Below are 23,639 nucleotides of genomic sequence, written 5' to 3' on the forward strand. Positions count from 1 at the left end.
CTGAACCCGTGGAGGGTTACTTTTACGGTACTTGCACTTTCTTTACATTGAATCATGAATTGTCCAACAGGTAAAAATCAATACAGTACAAAGCTCCTCGCGGAAACATCCCTGATTGATGTTCATATTCACCGGAATTTCCAACCGGATCAGGGTCCGCAAGATGTCTATGAATGTGAATTTTGCGGAGAGTGGCACTTTACCAGTAAATCTCCAAAACGAAATGAGCGTCTCCAGAAGATGATTGACTCCGGTGAGATGCGCCGAATACAGCAGGCAAGAGAGTGGGAGTGATTCTATCTGACAATAAGAGACAACCTTAACCTAAAGTCCGACTGCTCAATCTTTCCGTGTTATCAAAACGTATATCCCAACAGTATTGAAATTGCAGTGTTTCGATTGGGCCTTGAAAATTCACTGTTGCTTTCGGGATTGAAACCCGAATCATAAACTTCTGATAAACCCCGGCTGAACCGGAGTTCGAGACTTAATCTTTCTGAGAGAGAGGGTGCCTTTAATTCCAATCCGGCAAGAAGACCGAAATCCACATTGTTCGTCATATCTTCAAGGTCCATATCGCGGGATGACTCTGAAAACTTTGAGCGGATCAAAAATGAAACAGAGGGTCCGGTAAAGAATTTTGTATGAAGTTGCTTGAATACGTCCGGCGAGTAGGCAATTAACAGCGGCACTTTGATGTAATCTGTACGATATGTTCCTGTATATACAATGTCATCAGATTGAAAACTTGATTTTGAACCGTTCCGGTAATAGAAAACTTCAGGCTGAAAACTGAAAGGAGTGCTTCCCAAAGGTACATTGGTAAAAGCTCCGATTCGAAAAGTGGAAATGGCATCCGCATCAAATTGGGCATCGTAATGAGTTGTAAAATTCACTCCTCCCTTCAGTCCGTAAGAAACATCTTGTGCCTGAACGTTAATGGATGTAAATCCAATAATTAGCAGCAGAGTTAAGAGGGATAGAGTTCGCTGAGTAAATTCGTAGACAGTTTTGATCATGTTGATTAATGGAGTTTCTGATGAATGATAATGTTGTTATTCAATAATTTTCACACACTATCCTGTTACTAAAGAGTATATGAAAAAAAAAAAATAATAGAAACCCCCGAAAAGAAGATAATGGAAAACAAGCGGGTATCGTCATCCTGAGATTCTAATTTTGCCTAACCGCGTGGCAGCACTCTTGAAGAGTTGACTGTCCGAAAGTCCCCTCATACCTGTTCCGAGCGATTCGGGGAGAGAGGATTTAGGGGTGTGATTGAACAGACCAAAAACGTTGATTCAAACCAATAAACATATATTTTACGAAATCCCCCGGCTGAACCTCTCTCTCAGTTCTACAATGTAGATCCCCAGTTCATCACGAATCTCTTTGGCTCGGCCATAATATTCGAGATATAATTCACGGTCAAACAGCTCCTTTTCACCGATCTTATAAAGTGCATCCAACACTTTATTGGCGGCGTTGAGGCCTCGCTTACAGTTTGCGATATTGCCGCCGATGCTATCCCGGTCAAAACCGAAACCAAAACCTCCGGCAATTTTTGCGGGTGGAATCGTTACGTAGCGGGAGAACGTTTGAATGGATTCGTCATCCCGATCTGCAAAACTTTTGTTAAGCATCTTTTTGGCATCAACCGCAAAATCATGAGCTTTCTGATAGAGCGGCAGATCTTCAAACTGATCAAAATCGGTGGGTTCATAGCCGGTCAAACGTTTCCATGCGTCTCCCTCCTCAACCTCATCCATATCAAATTCGTCTAACCATTCCTCATTTTCACCATCATTGTCTTCAAGCAGGTGAGTCCAGCCCATCTGCTCAGCAATAATCCTGTCTCGATCGGGATGATCCATGTACTGTTCAAGCAGCAGAATATATTTATCCGTTCGTTTATCCGCCTCCCTGAAAAACTGCTCCTAGCGGTATTCATCCCAGATTTCGGGTTCGTCTCTCTCTTCATTTCCAAAATCCCTGTTTTTCTCACTCATGATTTTTGCTTTATATGGTTGAATAGATATGACTTAGATGCCTATTCATTATGGGATTTTTTGAGAAAGAAGTCAACGGAGGTAGAGGAGAAAACCCTCCAAGGGTTCTGAACCCGTGGAGGGGTTGGTGTTAACTAATCCCCGTAGTTCTTTATGGACGATAAAGAAAGAGGTAAAGACATGGTATTTTTATGGATTCACAAATATATTTCAGTTATCAATACTAAAAAAGATTGAAGAATAGAGTAGGTCTGGCGAGTAAAAATACCATGTCTGAAATGATGTGTTATCAGAATTCCCCATGATGTTTTTGATAAAGCTCATCCAGATCTGAACAGCTGAATCCAAGCAGTTTCATATCCCGGTAGAAGCGGGGCAGTTTGTCGCGAATAAACTCCTCTCGTTTTAATTCTACAACCTGTTCGTACGCATTCTCAGATATAAAATACCCAACGCCGCGCTCATTGTAGAGCACGTTCTCATCCTGCAGATAGTGAAAGGCGCGAATGGCTGTATTGGGATTGACTTCCATCTTGACGGCAATCTCCCTCACCGATGGAATCCGGTCGCCGGACTCCCACTTTTTGCGGAGGATTTGATCACAGAAGTGATCAGCGATCTGCATGTAAATCGGCTTGTTATCTGAATAGTCCATCACGCAATCTGCCGGTTTTGAAGTTGACGGTAGGAGAGGAAGAGGAACAGAGCAGCTACGGCAATTTTGCCGAATACAACCGAAAAAAGCATGTTTTCGGGTGAATGTACGAACTGATAGCTGAAATTAAAGTCATTAGCTATCAGAATGGTGAAAATCACAGAGATGATTCCCAATCCTATAAAGAAAAGAACAATGGCCAGCAGTGTTTTTAGGAAATGGTTTCCATCAAAATAGATGGAGCCGAGAAAGAAAACGCTGTGTAAAGCTGTATAAGTTAGCAGTGTGTCCAGAAAGTAGAAGTCGGACGCGTCAACAGTTGATTCAGAGAATGGTGGTGTGGTAAGGATCGGATTGACTTCAAGAAATAATCCGATCAAATAGAGCAGGCCCATGACTACAATAGTATAGAGGAAGTAGGTAAGAAACCAGCCGGCGAGGAATTTTTCCAATGTACTGGCAGGTAACGTAAGCATTTGTGAGGCTGAACTTTTTTTGCCCAACTCATTGAAAATTCCGGATGTGAGAAAATAGCCACCAAATTTATAGAGAGTTAAACCTACCCCAAGAACCGCATATCCTGAATTTCCATAACCTGTTGGTTGTGTCGAATTGAGTAGGTATATGAGAATCAGAATACCCACACCACCGGCAAAACCGATCAGCCATTTCTTCTGGTTCAGTACCCAAAATCGTTTCACTACTTGCAAAAACCGCTCTTTTGAAAATCCGTCTACCTGATTGATCGTTTTCATTTTTCTCCTCCGTTAAACTGTTGATTGATCTTCTCCGGCTGCTGAATGACCCCGTTGAACAGCAACTCCAAATCAAACTCATTTCTGGCTCCATCTTTGAACGGCTGAATTGTGTGCAGTCCTCCGAGAATTTCTTCTGCATAGATAACATTGCCGGGCTGTTCAGCCTCCGTTTTGATGAACGAGAGATGCTCAAAGATCTCGTCCAGAGAGTGATTGAATAGGATCCGTCCATCCTTGAGTATCGTCACATGGTCAATCATCGAGCCGAGATCCCGCACCTGATGTGTGGAGATCACCGTGCAGCGATCGGGCTGATCGAGAGAGGCCTGCAGTTTCCGGAACTGACTTTTGGATGGTATATCCATTCCATTGGTCGGCTCATCCAGCAGGAGCAGTTTGGTGCGTGTTGCCAGGGCAAACGAGAGCAGAAACTTCTTCTGCTGACCAAACGAGAGCTCTGAGATCTTCTTTTTTGAATCGACCTGAAGTTCTGAGAGAGCTCTCTCCATCAGCTGTTCATCAAACCTTGGATAGAACGGTGCATGAAGCTGAGTATATTGGTCGCCGCTCATGGGAGGAAGTTCAAACTGTTCCGGTACAATGAATAGCTCACTTAAGAATTGTGGATGTCGTTTTCTGACGACGTTTCTATCAAACGTACACTCTCCATCCTTCGGGAAGAGCATTCCGGATATGATGTTGAACAGGGAGGTTTTTCCGGCGCCGTTCAATCCGAGGAGTCCATACGTTTTTCCGGGCTGAAGTGACCAGTTTAGGTTGTTGAAAAGAGGCTCCCCTTTTTTAAAAGAGAAAGAGATGTTGTTGAGTTCAATCATAATTTCTGTAGTTTATTACTGTATGAGTTTACTAATACACTATGATAAATCCAAACGTTTATCGATTAAGAAATAACATTCCCGATTTGTAACTTATGCAGTGGTTCAAATCCTATGACTATTAAATCAATCTCGACATATATGAAAAAGCTTATTTGGCTTCTGCTGATACTTATATCCACTACTCCAATTATGGCTCAATCCCTTGATGAATCGATGGGTGAGTCGGATGAGGTTCGGGAGACGATCATGAAACTTTTTGATGGAATGGAGGCGGCCGACGGTAATGTATTGCGTTCTGTTCTGGATGAGGGTGCAACATTTCACACGGTCAGATCTTCTGAATCAGGGACTGAACTTAATGAAACAGATATGAAAAACTTCATTGAATCAGTTGAGGAGTCAGAGCCGGGATCTCTTATTGAAGAGATACTCTACATCTCTGTAAACGTGGACGGAGATCTGGCCACTGCCTGGATGGACTACCATTTTTACCAGGGTGTGGAATTTAGTCACTGCGGTGTGAACTCGATGAACCTGATTCGAAAAAACGGTGAGTGGAAAATTTTCTCCATCGTGGATACCCGCCGGACAGAAGGATGTTTGGAGTAAAAAATTTATTCCGACTTAATCCGGTAATCAGAATTTTCAGTTTCTAAAATCGTTAGCTTCACAGGTTGAATAAGGGTATTGAGAAAGGCTGAAAAGAGCTTATTTTCAGCTCACTAGTTATTTTTAAAAATTAATCGTCTGCCATTATGGAGTCCATTTCAGTATTGGACATGTTTAAAATTGGGATCGGTCCGAGCAGTTCACACACCTTAGGTCCGTGGAAAGCCGCAACCCGCTTTATTGATGTGATTGGAGATCGCGCGGATCAGATTGAGCATCTTGAGGTACAGCTTTTTGGATCGCTGGCTAAAACCGGCCAGGGACACGGAACGGATATCGCTCTGCTATTAGGTTTGAGCGGTAAGGATCCTGTAAATTTTGAAGTTGATCAAATCGATCCGACAGTTGCAAAAATCAAACAAGAAAAGAGGCTCAGTTTTGGCGGAAAGGTCTGGATCGATTTCAACCCGGAAAACCACATCCATTTTCTGAAGGATGAGATTAAACCGTATCATCCCAACGCACTTACATTTATTGCCAGGTTCAGCGATACCACACTCGAAAAAGAGACCTATTACTCAGTCGGGGGCGGTTTCGTGGTTCAGGAAGGGGAAGAGGACCGATCTGAAACTGATGATATCCCACTTCCATATCCCATCAATTCAGCGGCCGATTTACAAACAGCCTGTAAAGAGACCGGTCTGCCGATTTCAGGTGTAGTAGCTTTAAATGAGCAGGAGTGGCGGTCTGAGGAAGAGACAAAAGAAGCGGTACTGAAAATCTGGGAGGTGATGTGTACCTGTATCTATCGCGGATGCCATACCGAGGGATATCTGCCCGGAGGACTTCAGGTAATGCGACGAGCTTCGATTTTAAACAAGAGATTGCTAAATCACAAGAACTACAGTGACTATCACGAGTGGCGTGAAGCTATACGAAACGGCGGGGATGATTTTGCCTACATCCTCGACTGGGTGAGCTGTTTTGCTCTGGCTGTTAATGAGGAGAACGCATCCTTCAGCCGTGTGGTGACGGCACCAACCAACGGGGCGGCAGGTGTGATTCCTGCTGTGCTTCAGTACCTGGTGACGTTTAAGCGTGATCACTGTAAAGACATGGTTAGCAAGTTCTTGATGACTGCCTCTGAGATTGGAAGTATTTTTAAAAAACGGGCTACGATTTCGGCAGCGATGGGTGGATGCCAGGCAGAGATCGGTGTATCATCCGCAATGGCGGCTGCAGGTTTAACGGAAGCTCTTGGCGGATCCGTAGAGCAGTGCCTGATGGCGGCCGAAATTGCCATGGAGCATCATCTGGGAATGACGTGCGACCCGATTGGCGGGCTGGTTCAGGTTCCTTGTATCGAGCGAAATACAATGGGGGCGATTAAGGCGATTACGGCTTCTCAGCTTGCCCTGCACAGTGATCCCGACAAAGCCCGGGTTCCGCTGGATGCAGTGGTAAAGACCATGTGGGAGACGGCGCAGGATATGAATTCCAAATATAAAGAGACCTCCGATGGTGGCCTGGCAGTGAATATTCCGATTAGCCTGAGTGAATGCTAAACCAGTATAACAGTTTTACAGAATTTAGTGGCCAATATCTATAGGCATCATCCTAATGGGTTGAGAACTAACGGATGTAAGGCTCTCTTTAATAGTGATCTACTTCAACGGCATCAGGATAATGTCTTCAAAGTCGAGCTCTGCGATTTCAAAAATGGGTTCGGCTATTTCCACAATCTCATCATTTGAGTAGTCTTGCAGCCCCTCAAGTTCAATGTAGAGAATGTTGTTCTGTTCATCTACGGAGTAATTTGCATCGGTAGACTCAAAACTCTCTTTTAAGGTGTTGACAAAAAATTCGACCTCTTCTTCCCAGGATGATAACGCTTCTTCTTCGTTTTGTTCAGACATCTGTTCCTTATGATCTATATTTTAGAGATTGCTTGCGATATTTCAAGTCCATCGCATTAAACTTTTAAGTGAGTCCAAAATATGAATCCATCCATTAAAAAATTAGCACGAATTGCGGAGAAGAAAACCCGAACGGTTATCGGGCTGATGTCGGGTACATCGCTGGACGGTCTGGATATTGCACTCTGCGAAATTGAGGGTAGCGGTCCTGAAACAGAAGTGAGTTTGCTGAATTTTATTACCAAACCCTATCAAAAAAAAGATAGAGAGAAGCTTCGAAAGGTTACATCAGTAGAGCAGATTTCTTTAAAAGATCTCTGTTATATACATACCTGGCTGGGGCAATTGCATGCCGATATGATAGTCGAGGCCCTTTTTGAGTGGGATATTAAACCGGAAAAGGTGGACTGTATCGGGAGTCACGGGCAGACCATTTACCACCTTCCAAATCGTGACCTGAATGGAGATGAGACACCGCTAAACTCCACGCTTCAAATCGGGGATGGAGATCACATAGCCGTAAATACCGGGATTCTGACTATCAGCGATTTTCGTCAGAAACATACCGCTTTTGGCGGCGAGGGTGCCCCAATGGCTCCGCTTGTGGATGAGTGGCTTTTTCGTGATAAAAATGAGCATCGAGTTCTTCTCAATATCGGTGGAATTGCAAATTATACGTTTATGCCGGCAAGGGAAGCTAAGGAGATGAAAAAGTTTTCAACCGATACAGGGCCGGGTAATACACTGATTGACGCCGTTGTGAAATCGAAGTTTGATAAACCGTTCGACAGAGGCGGTAAAATTGCAGCTTCCGGGAATGTGATCAAACCGCTGCTGAACAAGATGCTGGAGGATTCCTGGTTTCAAAGCGACGAGGAGAAGTCGACAGGTCCGGAATATTTTAATTTGAACTGGATCAAGGAAAAAGAAAATCAGGCCGGATTTTCAGGATCCGATATTTCCGATAAAGATATGGTGGCTACGGTTACGGAACTGACGGCCAGGACGGTCGCTCAGAATCTTCAAAATCACATCCCGGCAAATCTGCCTGTTGTGATCTATCCCAGCGGAGGTGGTGCACATAACGGTTTTTTGATGGAGAGAATATCGCACTATTTAGATCAAGCGGAACTTCGTGAATTTTCAGAGCTGGGTATTTCACCCGATGCTAAGGAGGCTGTTATTTTTGCGGTGCTGGCTAATGAGACGGTGGGAGGCTATGGGTTTAATTTCAGTACGAAATACGGGTCAGATCAAAATATTCACTTTGGGAAGATTTCATTTCCGGTGTAGGCTTTGAGTTAAATTCTTAACTCACCCGCGTCAGCAAATCCCCCAACGCCTCAATCAACTCATTCCGGATTGGCATCGATCGTTCAAAGATCTCAGTCTGCTTGTTCAGATACATCTTTCTCCCCTCTTCTGTCTCAATTTTAATCGGCTCCAGGTCAAACTCGCGGGCGTCATACGGACTCGCCTGCATATCCACTTTTCTGGTTTCAACAGCGTTAAAGAACGCTTTGCGAATCAGTTCACTTGATATCCACGGATAGAATTTATAGGCCCACTTGTAGAGATCCATATTGGTGTGAAGACAGCCGGGCTGTTCCATCCCCTGAAACTTTTCGCGGCTGAGCTCATTCCGGTTCATCGGTTTTGCCTTCTCCGTAAAAAACCGAAAGGCATCAAAGTGTGTGCAGAGCAGCGGGCGGGACTCTACAAATTCCGCTATTTCATCATCGGAGAGCCGAAATGGAATCTGTTCATGGCGAACTTCACCGGCGCGATAGACCATCGCCCACTCGTGCATGCCAAAACAGCCGAAGAGCGGTTTTTTACCCGCACTCTTTTTCAACAGGTTGAGCGTCCATCGAAGAGACTTGATTCTTTTTTTTGGAAAATGACCGGGGTCGAGATATGCAAATTGATCAGAAATTGTCAACTCAGATACTTCCGGCAGTTCTGAAGTCTCACTGAATTCAAGTGAAACCCCGATTCCGGGTGTCCATCTTCTTAAATGGGAAGGGCGAAACGCATAATACTCAAAGAGGAAATCGAGTACAGGATCTTTCTGCTGCATCGATCGTTTTTTAAGATATGGATCAAGCAGCACAGCCAGCTCAGCTTCATGAGATTCCATAAGGCTTTTCCAGGAGCACTCTTCGAGCAGTTCATTTTTCACTTCTATTTTGTCCACATAAATTTCCATGTGCTAAAAATATCACTCTTAGGCTTGCGATGCGAAACCGAATGCTGTAAACTGTCAAAAATCTTACGATTATGGTAAAAGAAATCGCTCATTTTCTGCTACATCTTCGCCTGTACTACCAGTTTTTTATACTGTCGGGTGGTTTTTTTCTCGGCGGACTGATGGCAGATCAAATGAATACTGTACAGTTCTGGCTCCAGTTTTTGAATGTGCATGTTCTGCTCTTTGGCGGCGCAACAGCCTTTAACTCCTATTGGGATAAAGATGAAGGCCCGATCGGCGGATTGAAGAATCCGCCGAAAATGACGGACTGGATGAGAGTGGCGGCTCTTACTTTTATGTATGGCGGCTGGGTTTGGTCACTCACAATCGATTGGCTGTATTTTGTTATATATGGGCTTAGTTTGCTCCTATTCTGGCTCTACTCCACTCCGCTGGCCCGCTGGAAAAGTCATCCTCAACTTAGTTTACTGGCAATTGCAGTGAGCACCGGTCTGAATTCAGTTCTTCTGGGCACGATTGCAGCCGGAGGGGCAATTGCAATTTCCGTAATACTATCTGCTGTTGGCGCATCTTTAATACTGCTGAGTCTCTACCCGGTTTCCCAGATCTTTCAGTTAGAGCAGGATATTAAGCGGGGAGACCGAACCTTCGCCGTGGAGTACGGAGTGGAAGGAGTGAAGTTCTTTTTCGTGATATCGTACCTGTTCGGGTTGATATTTTTCAGTGCCGGTCTTTTACAGGTATATCCCTATCCGGCGGTCATCTTCTTCATACTCGGTTTAATTTCGGGTGTTATTTTACTGCGTTTACTGCTCCGCCTGAAAGGAATGGAAAGTGAGTATAGCAGTGTTATGAAAATGAAGTTTTTAGCCTCACTTTCATTTGTACTTTTTTTGATTCTGCTAAACGCCATTCGGTATGAATGGATCGGTGAAACAATTTTAAAAACCTATTTCTAAACAGATTTATGACTGAAATAAAAGCGTACCCCATCACCCGCGAAATTATAGATGAAGCGCTAAACTATGCAGATTACAGAGAGTTGATCGACCGGCTGATGGCATCGGGAAAGACAACCGGAGAGAACCACTCCGAGGCGATGCTTCACTACACGAAAATGAATACATTTCGGATGCGCAGGCTTGATAAAACCACAGAACTTATGCCGGAACTTCAGACCACGTTAGAGCAAATTAAACGGCCGATGGTATGGTTAGTGTTGACGGAAGCATGGTGCGGTGATGCCGCGCAGATCATTCCGGTATTGCAGAAAATGGCTGATCAGAATGAAATGATTGAATTGAAGCTAATTTTAAGAGATCAGCATCTCGACATCATGGATGAATTTCTGACCAACGGAAAAAGCCGTTCCATTCCGAAACTGATTGTTCTTGATGCAAATACTCTTGATGTTTTGGGAGATTGGGGCCCTCGTCCGTTCGAAGCACAGGAGATGTATGAAGATTGGCGATTAAATGACGGTGAAGACTATCGTGAAATTTCTGAAACATTGCATAAGTGGTATGCGGACGATAAAACGGAATCAACTCAAAAAGAACTTCTTCCCCTGCTTGAAACGTGGGAAAATGCCTGAATTATGACTCAAGATTCGGATTCATTTTACCGCCACATTGCGCAAACCAGTGATGCACCGATGGGATTGGAGATTGATTATGCTGAGGGATGTCATATTCACACCAAAGATGGGAAAAGCTACCTGGATCTGATCTCAGGGATTGCGGTGAGCAGTTTAGGCCATCGCCACCCTGCGGTTATCGCTGCTATCAAAAAGCAGCTCGACAAGCATCTGCACGTGATGGTGTATGGTGAGTACATTCAGGAACCGCAGAGCCGTTTTGCCAAGCTTCTGACAGATCAGCTGCCCGATTCCCTTGACCGCGTCTATTTTGTGAACAGCGGAACGGAGGCCAACGAGGGAGCACTCAAACTGGCTAAGAAATATACAGGGCGAAGTAAATTTGTCGCTTTTAAAAACAGTTATCACGGTGATACTCATGGATCGCTGAGTGTTACCGGCCGGGATGTCTACCGTGATCCATACAAACCGCTTTTGCCCGATGTTCATTTTATCGATTTTAACGATCCTGCCGTATTGAGTGAAATCGATACCGAAACTGCAGCGGTGATCATGGAACCGATTCAGGGTGAAGGCGGGGTGATTCCGGCTGATAAAGAGTGGTTGAAGCAAGTTCGAAAGAAGTGTAATGAAACCGGTGCACTTCTTATTTTTGATGAGATTCAGACCGGATTTTACCGTGCCGGGTCACTCTTTGCCTTTCAATATTACGATGTTGTACCGGATATTTTGTCGCTGGCAAAGGCGATGGGCGGCGGTATGCCAATTGGGGCGTTTGTCTCATCCACCGAGATATTTGAAGAGTTCAAGCACAATCCGCCGTTGAACCATGTAACAACTTTTGGCGGTCATCCGGTTTGCTGTGCTGCGGCACATGCAAACCTGGAAGCTCTGCTGAGTGGCGATTTTGTTTCAAAAGCAGAACAGATCGAAAAATCTGCCCGTACAATGTTGAAAGGAGATGGAATTGTTGAAGTACGCGGACGCGGAGGAATGATCGGCCTGCAACTTCGGGACTCTGATTTGACACAAAAAGTTGTGGAAGCTTGTTTCAAAAAAGGGATCATCCTTGGCTGGACGTTGCACTCCAATTCGCTCATTCGCATTGCTCCTCCGTTGATTATTGAGCAGGAGCTGTTAGAAGAATCTCTGCGAATGATTCAGTCTGCCGTTCAAAGATTTGCTTGATTAGATTCTCGCAGATTATCGCGGACTATTCCGCAGATTATCGCAGAAATTCTACGTAAATCAGCGTTTCATCTGCGCAATTCTGTGAGAAATTAGTCGCAATCTATTTTATTGTGAAAATCTGGTAATATTCCAATTCGCATCTTGATTAAGCTCCGATTAGCTCATACATTGTATATGTATAAAATGTGTGCAAATTATGAGTCAGCCAATCAAAGGGCGTGGATCAGCTCAAAATCCCAAAAACCGTTTTCTCAAAACCAACCTGGAGTATGAGATCGATTCAGAAACCGGTCAGCTCAAGAAGCCAAAAACACAGCTTTTAAAAGATCACACGTCCGATATTATATCCAGAAACCAAAGCCCGGATATTCCATTTGATGTAGGTTTGAATCCGTATCGCGGATGTGAGCACGGCTGCGTCTACTGCTATGCCCGCCCAACACATGAATTTCTGGGTATGAGTGCCGGTCTCGATTTTGAATCGAAAATTGTGGTCAAATACAACGCTCCGGAACTGTTGAAGAAAGCGCTGGCCGATCATAACTGGAAACCGCAGACGCTTGTGATGAGCGGTGTAACAGACCCCTATCAACCAATTGAAAAGGATTTAGAAATCACCCGTCGTTGTGTAAAGATTTTGGCAGATTGCCATCATCCGCTTGGGATCATTACCAAAAACTACCTGGTGACCCGGGATATCGATCACTTGAAAGAACTGGCTGAAATCGGTGCTGTGGGGGTAACGATTTCGCTCACTTCACTCAGGCCTGAGATCACTAACGTGATGGAGCCGAGAACTTCGCGTCCTGCCCGAAGGCTCAAAGCGATTGAAGAGCTTACAAAAGCAGGGATTCCGGTAAATGTGAATATTGCACCGATCATACCGGGGTTGACGGATGATGAAATCGTACCGATGATGGAGACTGCAGCAAATGCCGGGGCTTCATCGATGGCGTATACCATTGTGCGGCTGCCGTACGGAGTTAAAGATATTTTTTCGAAATGGCTGGAAGATCACTTTCCTGATCGAAAAGATAAAGTGCTAAACCGAATCAGAAGCCTGAAAAGTGGGGAGTTGAACAGGTCGGGGTTTGGAGAGCGTTTTCGAAGTGAAGGACCCTATGGGGAACAGATCCGTCAATTGGTAAACATACACAGAAATAGGCTGGGATTAACAGGTGGGGGAGTGCATCTGAATGGTGCAGAGTTCCGAAGACCATCGATGGGGCAACTGAATCTGTTTGGTTGATTCTTTTTCAACCCTAAACTTTCGTTATATGATTTTATATCTTCAGGCGAAATTTATGAATGTATTGATCCGATCATCTGTTTAAACAGCAGAAGATTAACGAATAATTTTCAAAATGGAGATCAACAATGTCTGCAGTAAATTCAACAATGCTTGAGCTGGGTACCAAAGCCCCAAAGTTTTCTTTGACCGATACAGTGACCGGAAAAGAGGTGACGCTAAAAGATTTTAGAGGAAATAATGCACTGGTTGTGATGTTCATCAGCAATCACTGCCCTTATGTAAAAAAGATAAAGAAGGGTCTGACAGAGTATGCAAAAGATTATCTGCCCAAAGGTGTGGGTATGGTTGCAATCTGTTCAAATGATGTCGAAAACTATCCCGATGACAGTCCGGAGAAAATGAGGGAGGATGCCGAGAAGTTCGGATATCCATTCCCATATCTCTATGATGAAGATCAGGAGGTTGCGAAAGCATATCGCGCCGCATGTACTCCGGATATCTTTCTGTTTGATGAACGACATGAACTCGTCTATCGCGGTCAGTTTGACGATAGCCGGCCCGGTAATGATGAGCCGGTAACCGGTAAAGATCTTCGTGAGGCTACAGATAAAGTATTAAACAATGAATCCGTGCCGGATGAAAATCAGAAGCCCAGTATCGGCTGTAACATCAAGTGGAAAAAAGGTAACGAACCGGATTATTTCGGAGTGTAGGTACTAATATGGACATTGCGGATCTTCGGAAAAGATACACCAGAAACGGGTTGGATGAGAAAGATTTGCCTTTAAACCCAATTGAGCTATTTAGAATGTGGATAGATGAAGCGTTAGATGCTGAAGTGCCCGAGCCGAACGCTATGGCACTGGCAACAGTAACCGAAGCCGGCGCCCCAAACGTGAGAATGGTACTGCTGAAAGGTATAGATGAGCTGAGTGCCAGATTTTTCACAAATTATCAAAGCAGGAAAGGGCGAGAGCTGGAGTCAACTCCATCCGCCGCATGTACAATCTGGTGGGCCGAACTGGAGCGGCAGATTCGGTTTAGCGGCAGGGTCAAAAAATTGAGTGTTGCTGAAAGTGAAGAGTATTTCAGGTCGCGACCTCGTGAGAGTCGAATCGGTGCGTGGGCATCAGAACAGAGCCGGCCTGTTGCCAATCGAACTGAATTGGAGGAACGGTTCATTGAAGTTGAACAAATGTTTGAGGGAAAAGAGATTCCCAAACCTCAACATTGGGGCGGTTACAAAATCATCTTTGAAACAATTGAGTTTTGGCAGGGAAGGCCGGGCCGGCTGCACGACCGTATTTTCTACCAACTGAGCTCAGGGAAGTGGAACAGACAACGTTTAGCACCATAATACAAATTCAACCGTAGGGATGGCGAAAAACAAACTTCAGAAATTTGAGGATGTCGATCGATTCTCAAATGTTTTTGAATACACTGATTTTGAAGACGGAACGCCCAAGCCGAAGGGAACCTGGCACAAGGAGATTTTCAAGAACAACAATCCAATTGTGCTGGAACTGGCGTGCGGCAAAGGAGAGTATACGGTGAACCTGGCTCGAAAAAATCCGGATAAAAACTACATTGGCATAGACAAAAAAGGGTGGAGATTGTGGAAAGGTGCAAAAAAAGCTTTGGAAGAGCCGCTGCCTAATGTTCATTTCATGAGAATTTATATCGATCATCTGGCAGATTATTTTGAGAAAGGTGAAGTGGATGAGATTTGGATTACATTCCCCGATCCATACCTTAGAGATTCAAAATCTTCGAAAAGACTGACATCACCAAAATTTTTGGATATCTATCGCAAGGTTGCGAAACCCGGAACGATTATTCATCTCAAAACCGATTCAGTCCCTCTTTTCCGCTTTACGCTCGAAACAATTGAAGCGGAAGGGTGTGAAATCGTTGATCGGGTAGATAATGTATATGCAGAACGCCCCGAAGATCCCGTTTTGTCAATCAAAACGTTTTATGAAAAAATGCACCTCGAAGAGAACAAGACGATCCAGTATGTTGCTTTTAAGCTAAAGTGACAACCATTCAGGACCTTTTCCGGCAACAATTTCTCCCCATCTATTGACATTCTAATCAGATTTGATAAATTAATGCTGTGAACTTAACAGTGTTAACCAACGGTATATGTCTCTCAGAGAAGAAATTTTAGATGTCAGTAAGGAGTTGTTGCTGAAGCATGGATTTAGCAAAATGTCGATGCGGAAAATTGCAAAAAAGGCAAATGTGACTGCCACAAGCATCTATCTGCATTTTAAAAATAAGGATGATCTTCTGCTGGCACTGGTTGAAGAGAGTATTGCCAAATTAAACCTTGTATTGAGAAACTCGCTGGACGAATCGGTCAGTCCTGTGGCGCAGCTTGAATCGTTAGCTGATGCGTATGTGGATTATGCGCTGGAGAATCCGCAGGAGTATGAGATTATCTATATGGTTCGCCCCGAAGAGATGCCAAAATATCCCAGGGAGAAATTTCAGCAGGTTCGGCAGATTTATGAACTGCTTGCCGGAATCATCAGAAAAGGGCAGGAACAACAACTGTTTGATGTGGAAGATCCATTGGTAAGTGCGTATACACTGTGGGCACAGATTCACGGAGTGGTCTCTGTAATTCTGGGCAAACGTCTGGATACCAGGATACCCAACGAACGGTTTCTAAGCCTGGCAAAAGACCACATCATACAAGGATTTATTATTCAAAAAACACCCGCTTAAAAGGAGTCAGTTATGGAAGCTATTATGAGTCAACTTGGATTTTTTAGTGAAATGGAACCGTGGGCCGTTTGGACCGGGATTGTTTTGGTTTTCCTGGTATTTGGATTTACCGGTGCGCCGCTTTGGTTGTGGGCAGTTGCCGGACTGGTTGCTCTGGGCGGACTGGGAGCGCCAACCTGGCTCTTAGTTACTTACCTGGTTTTTGCCATAGTATTTAACATTAAGGCGATTCGGCGCGCTATTTTATCCGGCCCATTGATGAGACTGTTGGATGCCCTGAAAATCCTTCCTGCAATCTCCGAAACCGAGCAGACGGCTATCGATGCTGGTACGGTTTGGGTAGAGGGGGAACTATTTTCCGGTAAACCAAACTTGAAACGGCTCAACAGTGAGAAGTATCCCGATTTGACCGAAGAAGAACGGAAATTTATGGACGGCCCTGTGGAAGAGCTCTGCTCCATGGTTTCTGACTGGAAAGTGTTTCAGCGCAAAGGATTTGATGATCAGACATGGAATTATATGAAGGAAAAGCGCTTTTTCGGTTTGATTATACCGGAAGAGTATGGCGGCTATGGATTTTCGGCAAATGCCCACAGCGCCATTGTGGCGAAATTGGCATCCCGCTGCGGTCCGCTGGCCACAACAGTGATGGTTCCAAATTCACTTGGACCCGCAGAACTTCTGATGCACTACGGCACGCAGGAACAGAAAGATCACTATCTGCCACGGCTTGCGAAGGGTGAAGAGATTCCATGCTTTGCGTTGACCGAACCGAATGCGGGTTCAGATGCAGGCGGGATGCAGAGTCACGGAGAAGTTTTTAAAGGCGAAGATGGCAAGCTTTATCTGAAACTCAACTGGGATAAACGATATATCACCCTTGCCGCCATTTCAACTGTGATTGGCCTGGCATTTAAACTGTCTGACCCTGAGAATTTGTTGGGTAAAGGTGAGAACCTTGGTATTACTGCGGCACTGGTGCCCAGCGACGCTGATGGTGTTGAACTGGGTAAACGTCATGATCCACTCGGCGTTCCATTTTACAACTGCCCAACACGCGGTAAAGATGTAGTTGTTCCCGTTGATGCGATTATCGGTGGAGTGGATGGAGCCGGTAACGGCTGGAGAATGCTCATGGAGTCTCTGGCTGTGGGGCGGGGAATTTCATTACCGGCCCAGGCAATTGGCGGGGCCAAAACAGCGACTCGAGCTGTTGGAGCCTATGCGCTTATCAGAAAACAGTTTGGATTGAACATCGGTAAGTTTGAAGGTATAGAAGAGCCGATGGCCAAAATTGGCGGATATACCTATATGATGGACGCTGCGAGAGGATACATCTGCGGAGCCCTGGATAAAGGTGCTAAACCGGCTGTTGTCACCGCAATTGCCAAGTACAACTTTACCGAGCTTGGTCGTGAGATTGTGAATGACGCAATGGATATTGTGGGTGGTGCCGGAATATCTATGGGGCCACGGAATATCTTTGCTCATAGCTATATTGCCATGCCTATTGCTATCACCGTAGAAGGTGCCAACATTCTGACCAGAACATTGATGATCTTTGGACAGGGAGCAATTCGTAGTCATCCTTACGCCCTGAAAGAGATTGAGGCGTTGATGAATAAAGATGTGAAGCAGTTTGATGATGCTTTCTGGAAACACATTGGTCATGTGGTTAAGAATTCAGTGCGATCACTGATTCTGAGTATAACCCGAGGACGGCTGGCTTCCTCACCGGTTAGCGGACCTGCATCGAAATACTATCGAAAACTGGCATGGGCTTCCGCATCATTTGCATTTATGGCAGACATGGCGCTTGGATCGTACGGTGGTGCTCTAAAAATGAAAGAGAAGCTTGCCGGCCGCTATGCTGATATTCTCAGCTGGATGCTCCTTGCAACAGCTACTCTGAGAAGGTTCGAAGCAGAAGGCCGTAAAAAAGAGGATGAAATATTCCTTCATTGGTCGATGCAGCATGCATTCTATAGAATTCAAACGGCATTCGACGAGATCTACTCAGAGATAGAAGTGCCCGGTTTGAGCTGGCTGTTCAGAGGTCCGGTTGGATTATGGTCTCGAATGAATCGAATTGGGAAAAAACCATCGGATAAACTGGGGCACAAGGTAGCTCAGGCGATGCAAACCAGGGGTGAACAGCGCGATAGATTGACCTCCGATATTTACGTGCCGGAATCAGCGGAAGAAGCTCTCGGTAAGTATGAATACGCTATGAAAGTGATTGAAGAGTCATTCCCAATCTATAAGAAGCTCTACAAGGCAACCAAGGCCGGAGAAATCAAGAAAGCTCATGTCTTAAAGCAGCTCGATTCGGCACTTCAAAAAGGTGTCATCACCAAAGAAGAGGCTGAGATTGTTAAGAAAACAGAAGAGGCTCGATTCGATGCAATACTTGTGGATGAGTTTACCCTCGAAGAGTACAATCGGTCAGCTGTTTCTGAAAATGATATTCCAATGGGATATCGCAAGGATGACGGTGAAACAGTCTTGGTTTAATCGGTAAAGTATAGGATACGGAGTTGAAGTGAGGTTAACTGTACACTCTGGATCTCATTTCCGGATCGAAGAGCTTTTAATATTTCTCATTACACTCTCCATAGCTGCATAAAGTTTGCCTGTTTGGTGAAATATTGATGGAACGGGAATATTCTTGATCGCGTATACAATTGAGATTTTAAATCATAATCAATTACTCTTCAATATAGGCCTCACGCTTAAAAAGAGGGTAATATCAAGCTAGTGGTTCTTCACCCGCCTAATATCTGATACTTCTACGCTCATATTCAGAAAGATTAATTCGTTTCTTAGTATATTGCTGGAAGCCCTTCTATACTAAAGGATGGTTTGATGAAAGATTTTGTTGAACACAGCAGTGCGATTGGGTAACATAAGCAGGTACTATTAACTACGAATGTGAAGGATGAGGATTTTAAAATTTGGTGGGAGCTCCGTAGGAACTCCTGAAGCGCTGGAACGTGTCATCACAATTATCAAGGATAAGCAAGAAGTGGAACGCCTGATTGTGGTAGTATCTGCATTCAAAGGGGTGACGAATCAACTTTTTGAGCTGGCATCCCTCGCTGAGAACAACGATAGCCGTTATCAGGATAGTTTAGCAGAGATTGAAAAAAGGCACATTGATACTATCAATAAGATAATTCCTGTGAACAATCGCAGCGACTCCATTACAGGTTTTAAAATTATGCTCAATGAACTGGAGAATGTTCTCAAGGGAGTATCGCTGGTTCAGGAACTATCCAATAAAACCCTCGATTTTGTTGTCGGCTTCGGAGAGCGTTTTTCAGCTTCCATTTTGAGTGCGTGCTTGCAAAACAGGGGGGTGGATTCTCTCTATACGGATACCCGGCAACTCATCAAAACCGATACAAGTTTTGGCGCCGCCAAGGTAATCACCTCGTCTACGTTCATGAATATAAAAGAGTTCGTAAAGCAGCATGATGAAAATGTAATTGTGGCCACAGGATTTATCTCATCATCGGAGAAAAATGAATCCACAACGTTAGGAAGGGGAGGATCAGACTATACGGCATCACTTTTCGGGGCAGCAACCGGAGCAAAAATGATTGAAATATGGACGGATGTGGATGGATTGATGACTGCAGACCCCAGAAAAGTAGAGCGTGCATTTTCTATGGATTACGCCTCCTACGAGGAAGCTATGGAGATGTCCCATTTTGGCGCTAAGGTTATCTATCCGCCAACAATTCAGCCTGTATTGAAATCAGGGATACCTATTTTAATTAAAAACACGTTCAAGCCCGACCACCCCGGTACACTTATCCAGCAAAAAGGAGAGAAGGAGAATGTAAATGGGAATATAAGGGGTATCTCATCCATTGATAATATCGCTTTGATTACAATTAAAGGAAGCGGTATGATCGGTGTAACCGGTGTGGCCGCAAGGATTTTTAACGCACTGGCCAGGGAGAGTATTAATATCATTCTTATCACCCAGTCCTCATCGGAGCATACAATCTCATTGGCGGTAATGCCGGATCAGGCTCAAATGGCTAAAGCGGCAATTGAATTAGAGTTCAGTGAAGAGATTAAACATGACGTCATTGATGAAGTTCGTATCGAAAAAGAGCTCTCTGCCATTGCAGTTGTAGGAGAAGATATGCGTCAAATTCCGGGTATTGCCGGCAAGGTATTTTATGCATTGGGCCGTAATGGTATCAATGTTATTGCTATTGCTCAGGGAGCATCCGAGAGAAATATTTCTTTTGTGGTGGCAAAAAAGAATGAGAAGAAAGCTGTGAACACTATTCATGACGCATTTTTTCTTTCAGGTGAGAAATCAATTAACCTGTATTTAATTGGCACCGGGTTGATCGGTGGAATGTTGTTAGAACTTCTGGAGAATCAAAAAGAGGAGTTGAGAACAAAATACAAGCTCGACATTCAGTTGAAAGGGGTTGCAACAAGTCGGAACATGTTGATAGGAGAATCATCTATTTCACTTTCTGATTGGAGAAAAGAGATCGAGGAGAAAGGACGGGAAATGTCACTGAGCAAGTTTGTTGAAAAAATGAAATCGGCAAACCTGTCGAACAGTATTTTTATCGATTGTACAGCGAGTCCCGACATTCAAACGGTGTACGAAGATATTTTGAGTCAGAGTATATCGATCGTCTCACCAAATAAAAAAGCAAACTCATCATCGATGGAGTTTTATAATCTGCTTCAGAAAACGGCCGAAAAGCATAACTGTGCTTTTAAATTTGAAACCAATGTAGGAGCCGGACTTCCTATCATTGAAACCATTCATGAACTGGTTCGAACCGGTGATAGAGTGGATCGTATTGAAGGGGTATTATCAGGTACACTGAGCTATATTTTTAATGATTTTGACGGCAAATCATCCTTTAGTGATGTGGTGAAAACAGCAAAAGAGAAAGGGTACACCGAGCCGGACCCGCGTGAAGATCTGAATGGTAATGATGTGGGCAGAAAACTATTAATACTTGCAAGAGTAGCCGGTTATAATGTTGAGATGGAGGATATAGATATTCAAAATTTAGTCCCGAATGATGCGAGAGATGTGGATAGTGTGGACGATTTTTTCAATAAACTGAAAAATCACGACGCTCACTACAATCGCCTGCAAAATGAGGCAAATTCGGAAAATAAAAAATTGTGCTACATCGCCCGTTTTGAAAACGGTAAAGGAGTCGTAAAACTGGAAAAAATTGATGACTCACACCCGTTTTACAATTTATCAGGCAGCGACAATATTGTGGCATTTTACACAACATATTATGATGAGTCACCTCTGATTGTAAAAGGACCGGGTGCAGGAGCCAAGGTGACGGCTGCAGGCGTAATTTCTGATATATTACGTGTTGCAAATACCAAGGCATATAATAACGCGGGGGACTAATTTTGGTAGTTTGCGCAAAGATAAATTCTAGTTAATTGTGATGGGAGAAAGAAAAAGAAAATCAGTTACAGTATTTGCCCCGGCCACTGTTGCCAATGTAGCGTGTGGATTTGACGTGTTGGGATTTGCAATACATGGATTGGGCGACGAAGTAACAGCCAGAATTAGTGATCAGCCGGGGATTACCATTGCGTCAATAGAGGGAGATGGAGGTAAACTCCCGCTCGAAACCGAAAAGAATACTGCCGGACTTTCAGCGACGTCACTTCTAAATGAATTGGGTTACGGAGATACACCCGGAATTGAACTCAGAATAAAAAAAAATATGCCGCTTGGAAGTGGTTTGGGATCCAGTGCTGCAAGTTCAGCTGCAGCCGTTGTGGCGGTTAATGAATTTTTTGGAAAACCTTTTACCACGTCAGAACTATTGCCATTTGCCGTAGATGGAGAAATTGCAGCGAGTGGAACGGCACATGCCGATAATGTAGCTGCCTCACTTTTTGGCGGGTTTATACTTGTAAAAACACATCAGCCACCGGATGTTATTACTTTGCCAACACCAGAAGACTTGCACTGTACGATTGTTCATCCCCATATCGAAATAAATACTAAAAATAGCCGGTTGATTTTGAAAAAAGAGATTCTTCTGGAGAAAGCCGTCACACAGTGGGCAAATGTAGGGGGGTTGGTTGCCGGGCTATATAAGAATGATTACAGTTTGATTGCCCGATCACTGCATGATGAAATTATTGAACCGGTTCGTTCGGTTTTGATACCCGGGTTCGATGAAATGAAATCAGCGGCGATACAGGGTGGAGCTTTTGGGTGCAGTATTTCAGGATCGGGACCTTCAGTTTTTGCCCTTAGCAAATCCAGAAAAGAGGCTCAGCATATTGGTGAAAAGATGGGGGAGTCACTGAAAAAGCTTGGACTGGATTTTGATATCTATATTTCAAAAATCAACACAGAAGGTGCCAAAGTTTTGGATTGACCAAGCCCTGGATGATAAACAGATAAATATCGAACACATGAAATTTATAAGCACAAGGGATCATTCACCGCGGATCAGTTTTTTTGAAGCGATGCGCAAAGGTCTTGCTCCGGATGGCGGCCTTTATATGCCCGAGAAAATTCCTGTACTTTCAGAGAGTTTCTGGTCATCAATTTCAGGCAAAAGCTTTACGGAGATCGCTTACCAAATGGCCAAACCCTATTTGGAGGAAGAGCTAACGGACAACACTTTAAGAGCCGTAGTTGAAGAAGCTTTCAACTTTCCTATTCAGATGAGAAGCCTTGAGAACCGGCAGCATGTGCTTGAACTTTTTCATGGACCAACACTGGCATTTAAAGATTTTGGTGCACGATTTATGGCTCGCCTGTTCTCCGAAATTGCTCAAAAAAAGGAAGAGGAAGTAACGATACTTGTTGCTACTTCAGGGGATACCGGAGGCGCAGTTGCTAACGGGTTTTATAAAGTGCCCGGTGTTAACGTATGTCTGCTGTATCCTAAAGGAAAGGTGAGCCCCCTGCAGGAAAAACAGATGACCACACTTGGCGAAAATATCACAGCTCTTGAAGTAGACGGAGTTTTTGATGACTGTCAGCGCCTGGTGAAGAAAGCGTTTTTGGATAATGAGTTAAATAAAAATATTCAGCTTAGTTCGGCCAACTCGATTAATATAGCAAGGCTTCTGCCACAATCATTTTATTATGCTTATGCTGTTGCTAAACTCATGAGTAGCGATGAACTGACTGATCCGCCGGTTTTTTCGGTGCCCAGTGGTAATTTTGGCAATCTTACCGGTGGATTGCTCGCAAAGCGAATGGGATTGCCGGTAAAGCACTTTTTGGCGGCTACCAATGTGAATGATGTGGTTCCAAATTATTTGAAGAGTGGTGATTTTGAACCAAAAAATTCCATTCAGACCATATCCAATGCTATGGATGTTGGAAATCCGAGCAATTTTTCGAGGATGAGGTTTCTGTTTCAGGATGCAGAATATTCGATGAGAAGCGTTATAACAGGATATTCCTATTCTGATGAAGACACACGCCAAACCATACTGGATGTCTATGAAAAAAAGGGTGGGTACCTGCTTTGTCCACATACCGCTATAGGGTATCGGGCAGCTGATGAGTATCAATCTGAAAATGACGTTGATAACCATATAATTACGCTTGCTACAGCACACCCCGTGAAATTTCGAGACGTAATCGAGCCGGTAATTGGGAAAAAAATTGAAGTTCCCACCCGGTTAAATCGTACTCTCAAAAATGATAAGAAGAGTATTTCAATGGATAGACATTATGAATCGTTCAAGGAAAAGTTAATAGAATTGAATGCATAGAGGATCTTTTGACATGAATTAAGTGATTTCATTTTTACCAATGGATTGCAAAAGCACAAACGATCCCGTATATTTGGTTTCTATAAAAGATTTAATCAACG

The 23,639-nt window shown here is 44.1% G+C and carries 23 protein-coding genes; 16 read left to right on the forward strand and 7 right to left on the reverse strand.

Going from position 1 to position 23,639, the window contains the following annotated elements:
- Positions 1 to 54 precede the first annotated feature (54 nt).
- Positions 55 to 294 carry a hypothetical protein gene (locus tag BG260_RS01200; RefSeq protein WP_069130125.1) on the forward strand — a complete coding sequence of 80 codons (240 nt, stop codon included), beginning with the start codon at positions 55 to 57 and terminating at the stop codon, positions 292 to 294.
- A gap of 62 nt (positions 295 to 356) precedes the next feature.
- Here BG260_RS01200 and BG260_RS01205 read toward each other — a convergent pair whose 3' ends face one another.
- From BG260_RS01205 to BG260_RS01230, 5 genes are all read right to left on the reverse strand, one after another.
- On the reverse strand, positions 357 to 1,019 hold the full coding sequence (locus tag BG260_RS01205) for a porin family protein (protein ID WP_069130126.1): 663 nt from the start codon (positions 1,017 to 1,019) through the stop codon (positions 357 to 359).
- A gap of 303 nt (positions 1,020 to 1,322) precedes the next feature.
- Positions 1,323 to 1,874 carry a hypothetical protein gene (locus BG260_RS01210; protein ID WP_069130127.1) on the reverse strand — a complete coding sequence of 184 codons (552 nt, stop codon included), beginning with the start codon at positions 1,872 to 1,874 and terminating at the stop codon, positions 1,323 to 1,325.
- Between the two features lie 424 nt (positions 1,875 to 2,298).
- Complete coding sequence (locus BG260_RS01220) at positions 2,299 to 2,664, reverse strand: GntR family transcriptional regulator (protein ID WP_069130129.1); 366 nt, start codon at positions 2,662 to 2,664, stop codon at positions 2,299 to 2,301.
- Complete coding sequence (locus BG260_RS01225) at positions 2,664 to 3,419, reverse strand: hypothetical protein (protein ID WP_069130130.1); 756 nt, start codon at positions 3,417 to 3,419, stop codon at positions 2,664 to 2,666. The genes BG260_RS01220 and BG260_RS01225 overlap by 1 nt, the downstream gene beginning before the upstream one ends.
- Positions 3,416 to 4,258, reverse strand: a complete 843-nt coding sequence (locus BG260_RS01230) for an ABC transporter ATP-binding protein (RefSeq protein WP_069130131.1) — start codon at positions 4,256 to 4,258, stop codon at positions 3,416 to 3,418. The genes BG260_RS01225 and BG260_RS01230 overlap by 4 nt, the downstream gene beginning before the upstream one ends.
- 141 nt (positions 4,259 to 4,399) lie before the next feature.
- On the opposite strand from BG260_RS01230, the gene BG260_RS01235 reads away from it, so the two are divergent.
- Together BG260_RS01235 and BG260_RS01240 are read left to right on the forward strand one after the other, a co-directional pair.
- Positions 4,400 to 4,870, forward strand: a complete 471-nt coding sequence (locus BG260_RS01235; protein ID WP_069130132.1) for a nuclear transport factor 2 family protein — start codon at positions 4,400 to 4,402, stop codon at positions 4,868 to 4,870.
- Positions 4,871 to 5,016: 146 nt separating this feature from the next.
- Positions 5,017 to 6,435 (forward strand): L-serine ammonia-lyase, encoded by a 1,419-nt coding sequence (locus BG260_RS01240; protein WP_069130133.1) that lies wholly within the window; start codon positions 5,017 to 5,019, stop codon positions 6,433 to 6,435.
- 99 nt (positions 6,436 to 6,534) lie between these two features.
- On the opposite strand, the gene BG260_RS01245 is transcribed toward BG260_RS01240, so the two are convergent.
- The gene (locus BG260_RS01245) at positions 6,535 to 6,786 is read right to left on the reverse strand and encodes a hypothetical protein (protein ID WP_069130134.1); all 252 of its coding nucleotides are present in this window, start codon (positions 6,784 to 6,786) and stop codon (positions 6,535 to 6,537) included.
- An 81-nt stretch (positions 6,787 to 6,867) separates the two neighbouring features.
- On the opposite strand from BG260_RS01245, the gene BG260_RS01250 reads away from it, so the two are divergent.
- Positions 6,868 to 8,079 carry an anhydro-N-acetylmuramic acid kinase gene (locus BG260_RS01250; protein WP_069130135.1) on the forward strand — a complete coding sequence of 404 codons (1,212 nt, stop codon included), beginning with the start codon at positions 6,868 to 6,870 and terminating at the stop codon, positions 8,077 to 8,079.
- A 16-nt stretch (positions 8,080 to 8,095) separates the two neighbouring features.
- Here BG260_RS01250 and BG260_RS01255 read toward each other — a convergent pair whose 3' ends face one another.
- The gene (locus BG260_RS01255) at positions 8,096 to 8,995 is read right to left on the reverse strand and encodes a 3-methyladenine DNA glycosylase (RefSeq protein ID WP_069130136.1); all 900 of its coding nucleotides are present in this window, start codon (positions 8,993 to 8,995) and stop codon (positions 8,096 to 8,098) included.
- Between the two features lie 71 nt (positions 8,996 to 9,066).
- Between BG260_RS01255 and BG260_RS01260 the strand changes: the two genes are divergently transcribed.
- The 12 genes from BG260_RS01260 to thrC all read left to right on the forward strand — a co-directional run bounded on the left by BG260_RS01260 (position 9,067) and on the right by thrC (position 23,538).
- Positions 9,067 to 9,957, forward strand: coding sequence for a UbiA family prenyltransferase (locus tag BG260_RS01260; RefSeq protein ID WP_069130137.1), 891 nt, complete (start codon positions 9,067 to 9,069; stop codon positions 9,955 to 9,957).
- Positions 9,958 to 9,965: 8 nt separating this feature from the next.
- Positions 9,966 to 10,592, forward strand: a complete 627-nt coding sequence (locus tag BG260_RS01265) for a thioredoxin family protein (protein WP_069130138.1) — start codon at positions 9,966 to 9,968, stop codon at positions 10,590 to 10,592.
- A 3-nt stretch (positions 10,593 to 10,595) separates the two neighbouring features.
- The gene (locus tag BG260_RS01270) at positions 10,596 to 11,783 is read left to right on the forward strand and encodes an aspartate aminotransferase family protein (RefSeq protein ID WP_069130139.1); all 1,188 of its coding nucleotides are present in this window, start codon (positions 10,596 to 10,598) and stop codon (positions 11,781 to 11,783) included.
- Positions 11,784 to 11,982: 199 nt separating this feature from the next.
- Positions 11,983 to 13,035 (forward strand): PA0069 family radical SAM protein, encoded by a 1,053-nt coding sequence (locus tag BG260_RS01275; RefSeq protein WP_069130140.1) that lies wholly within the window; start codon positions 11,983 to 11,985, stop codon positions 13,033 to 13,035.
- 128 nt (positions 13,036 to 13,163) lie between these two features.
- The gene (locus BG260_RS01280; protein ID WP_069130141.1) at positions 13,164 to 13,751 is read left to right on the forward strand and encodes a thioredoxin family protein; all 588 of its coding nucleotides are present in this window, start codon (positions 13,164 to 13,166) and stop codon (positions 13,749 to 13,751) included.
- Positions 13,752 to 13,759: 8 nt separating this feature from the next.
- Complete coding sequence (pdxH, locus tag BG260_RS01285; RefSeq protein ID WP_069130142.1) at positions 13,760 to 14,395, forward strand: pyridoxamine 5'-phosphate oxidase; 636 nt, start codon at positions 13,760 to 13,762, stop codon at positions 14,393 to 14,395.
- 19 nt (positions 14,396 to 14,414) lie between these two features.
- Positions 14,415 to 15,077, forward strand: coding sequence for a tRNA (guanosine(46)-N7)-methyltransferase TrmB (trmB, locus tag BG260_RS01290; RefSeq protein ID WP_069130143.1), 663 nt, complete (start codon positions 14,415 to 14,417; stop codon positions 15,075 to 15,077).
- Between the two features lie 106 nt (positions 15,078 to 15,183).
- On the forward strand, positions 15,184 to 15,771 hold the full coding sequence (locus tag BG260_RS01295; RefSeq protein WP_069130144.1) for a TetR/AcrR family transcriptional regulator: 588 nt from the start codon (positions 15,184 to 15,186) through the stop codon (positions 15,769 to 15,771).
- Positions 15,772 to 15,783: 12 nt separating this feature from the next.
- Complete coding sequence (locus BG260_RS01300) at positions 15,784 to 18,285, forward strand: acyl-CoA dehydrogenase (protein ID WP_083750023.1); 2,502 nt, start codon at positions 15,784 to 15,786, stop codon at positions 18,283 to 18,285.
- Positions 18,286 to 18,709: 424 nt separating this feature from the next.
- A complete protein-coding gene (thrA, locus tag BG260_RS01305; RefSeq protein WP_069130145.1) occupies positions 18,710 to 21,190 on the forward strand; it encodes a bifunctional aspartate kinase/homoserine dehydrogenase I in 2,481 nt (826 codons plus the stop codon).
- Positions 21,191 to 21,230: 40 nt separating this feature from the next.
- Entirely contained in the window at positions 21,231 to 22,181 is a 951-nt protein-coding gene (locus BG260_RS01310; RefSeq protein ID WP_069130146.1) for a homoserine kinase, read from the forward strand.
- Positions 22,182 to 22,218: 37 nt separating this feature from the next.
- Positions 22,219 to 23,538, forward strand: coding sequence for a threonine synthase (gene thrC / locus BG260_RS01315; RefSeq protein WP_069130197.1), 1,320 nt, complete (start codon positions 22,219 to 22,221; stop codon positions 23,536 to 23,538).
- Positions 23,539 to 23,639: the final 101 nt, after the last annotated feature.

It is taken from the genome of Rhodohalobacter halophilus, assembly GCF_001715195.1.
GTDB lineage: Bacteria > Bacteroidota > Rhodothermia > Balneolales > Balneolaceae > Rhodohalobacter > Rhodohalobacter halophilus.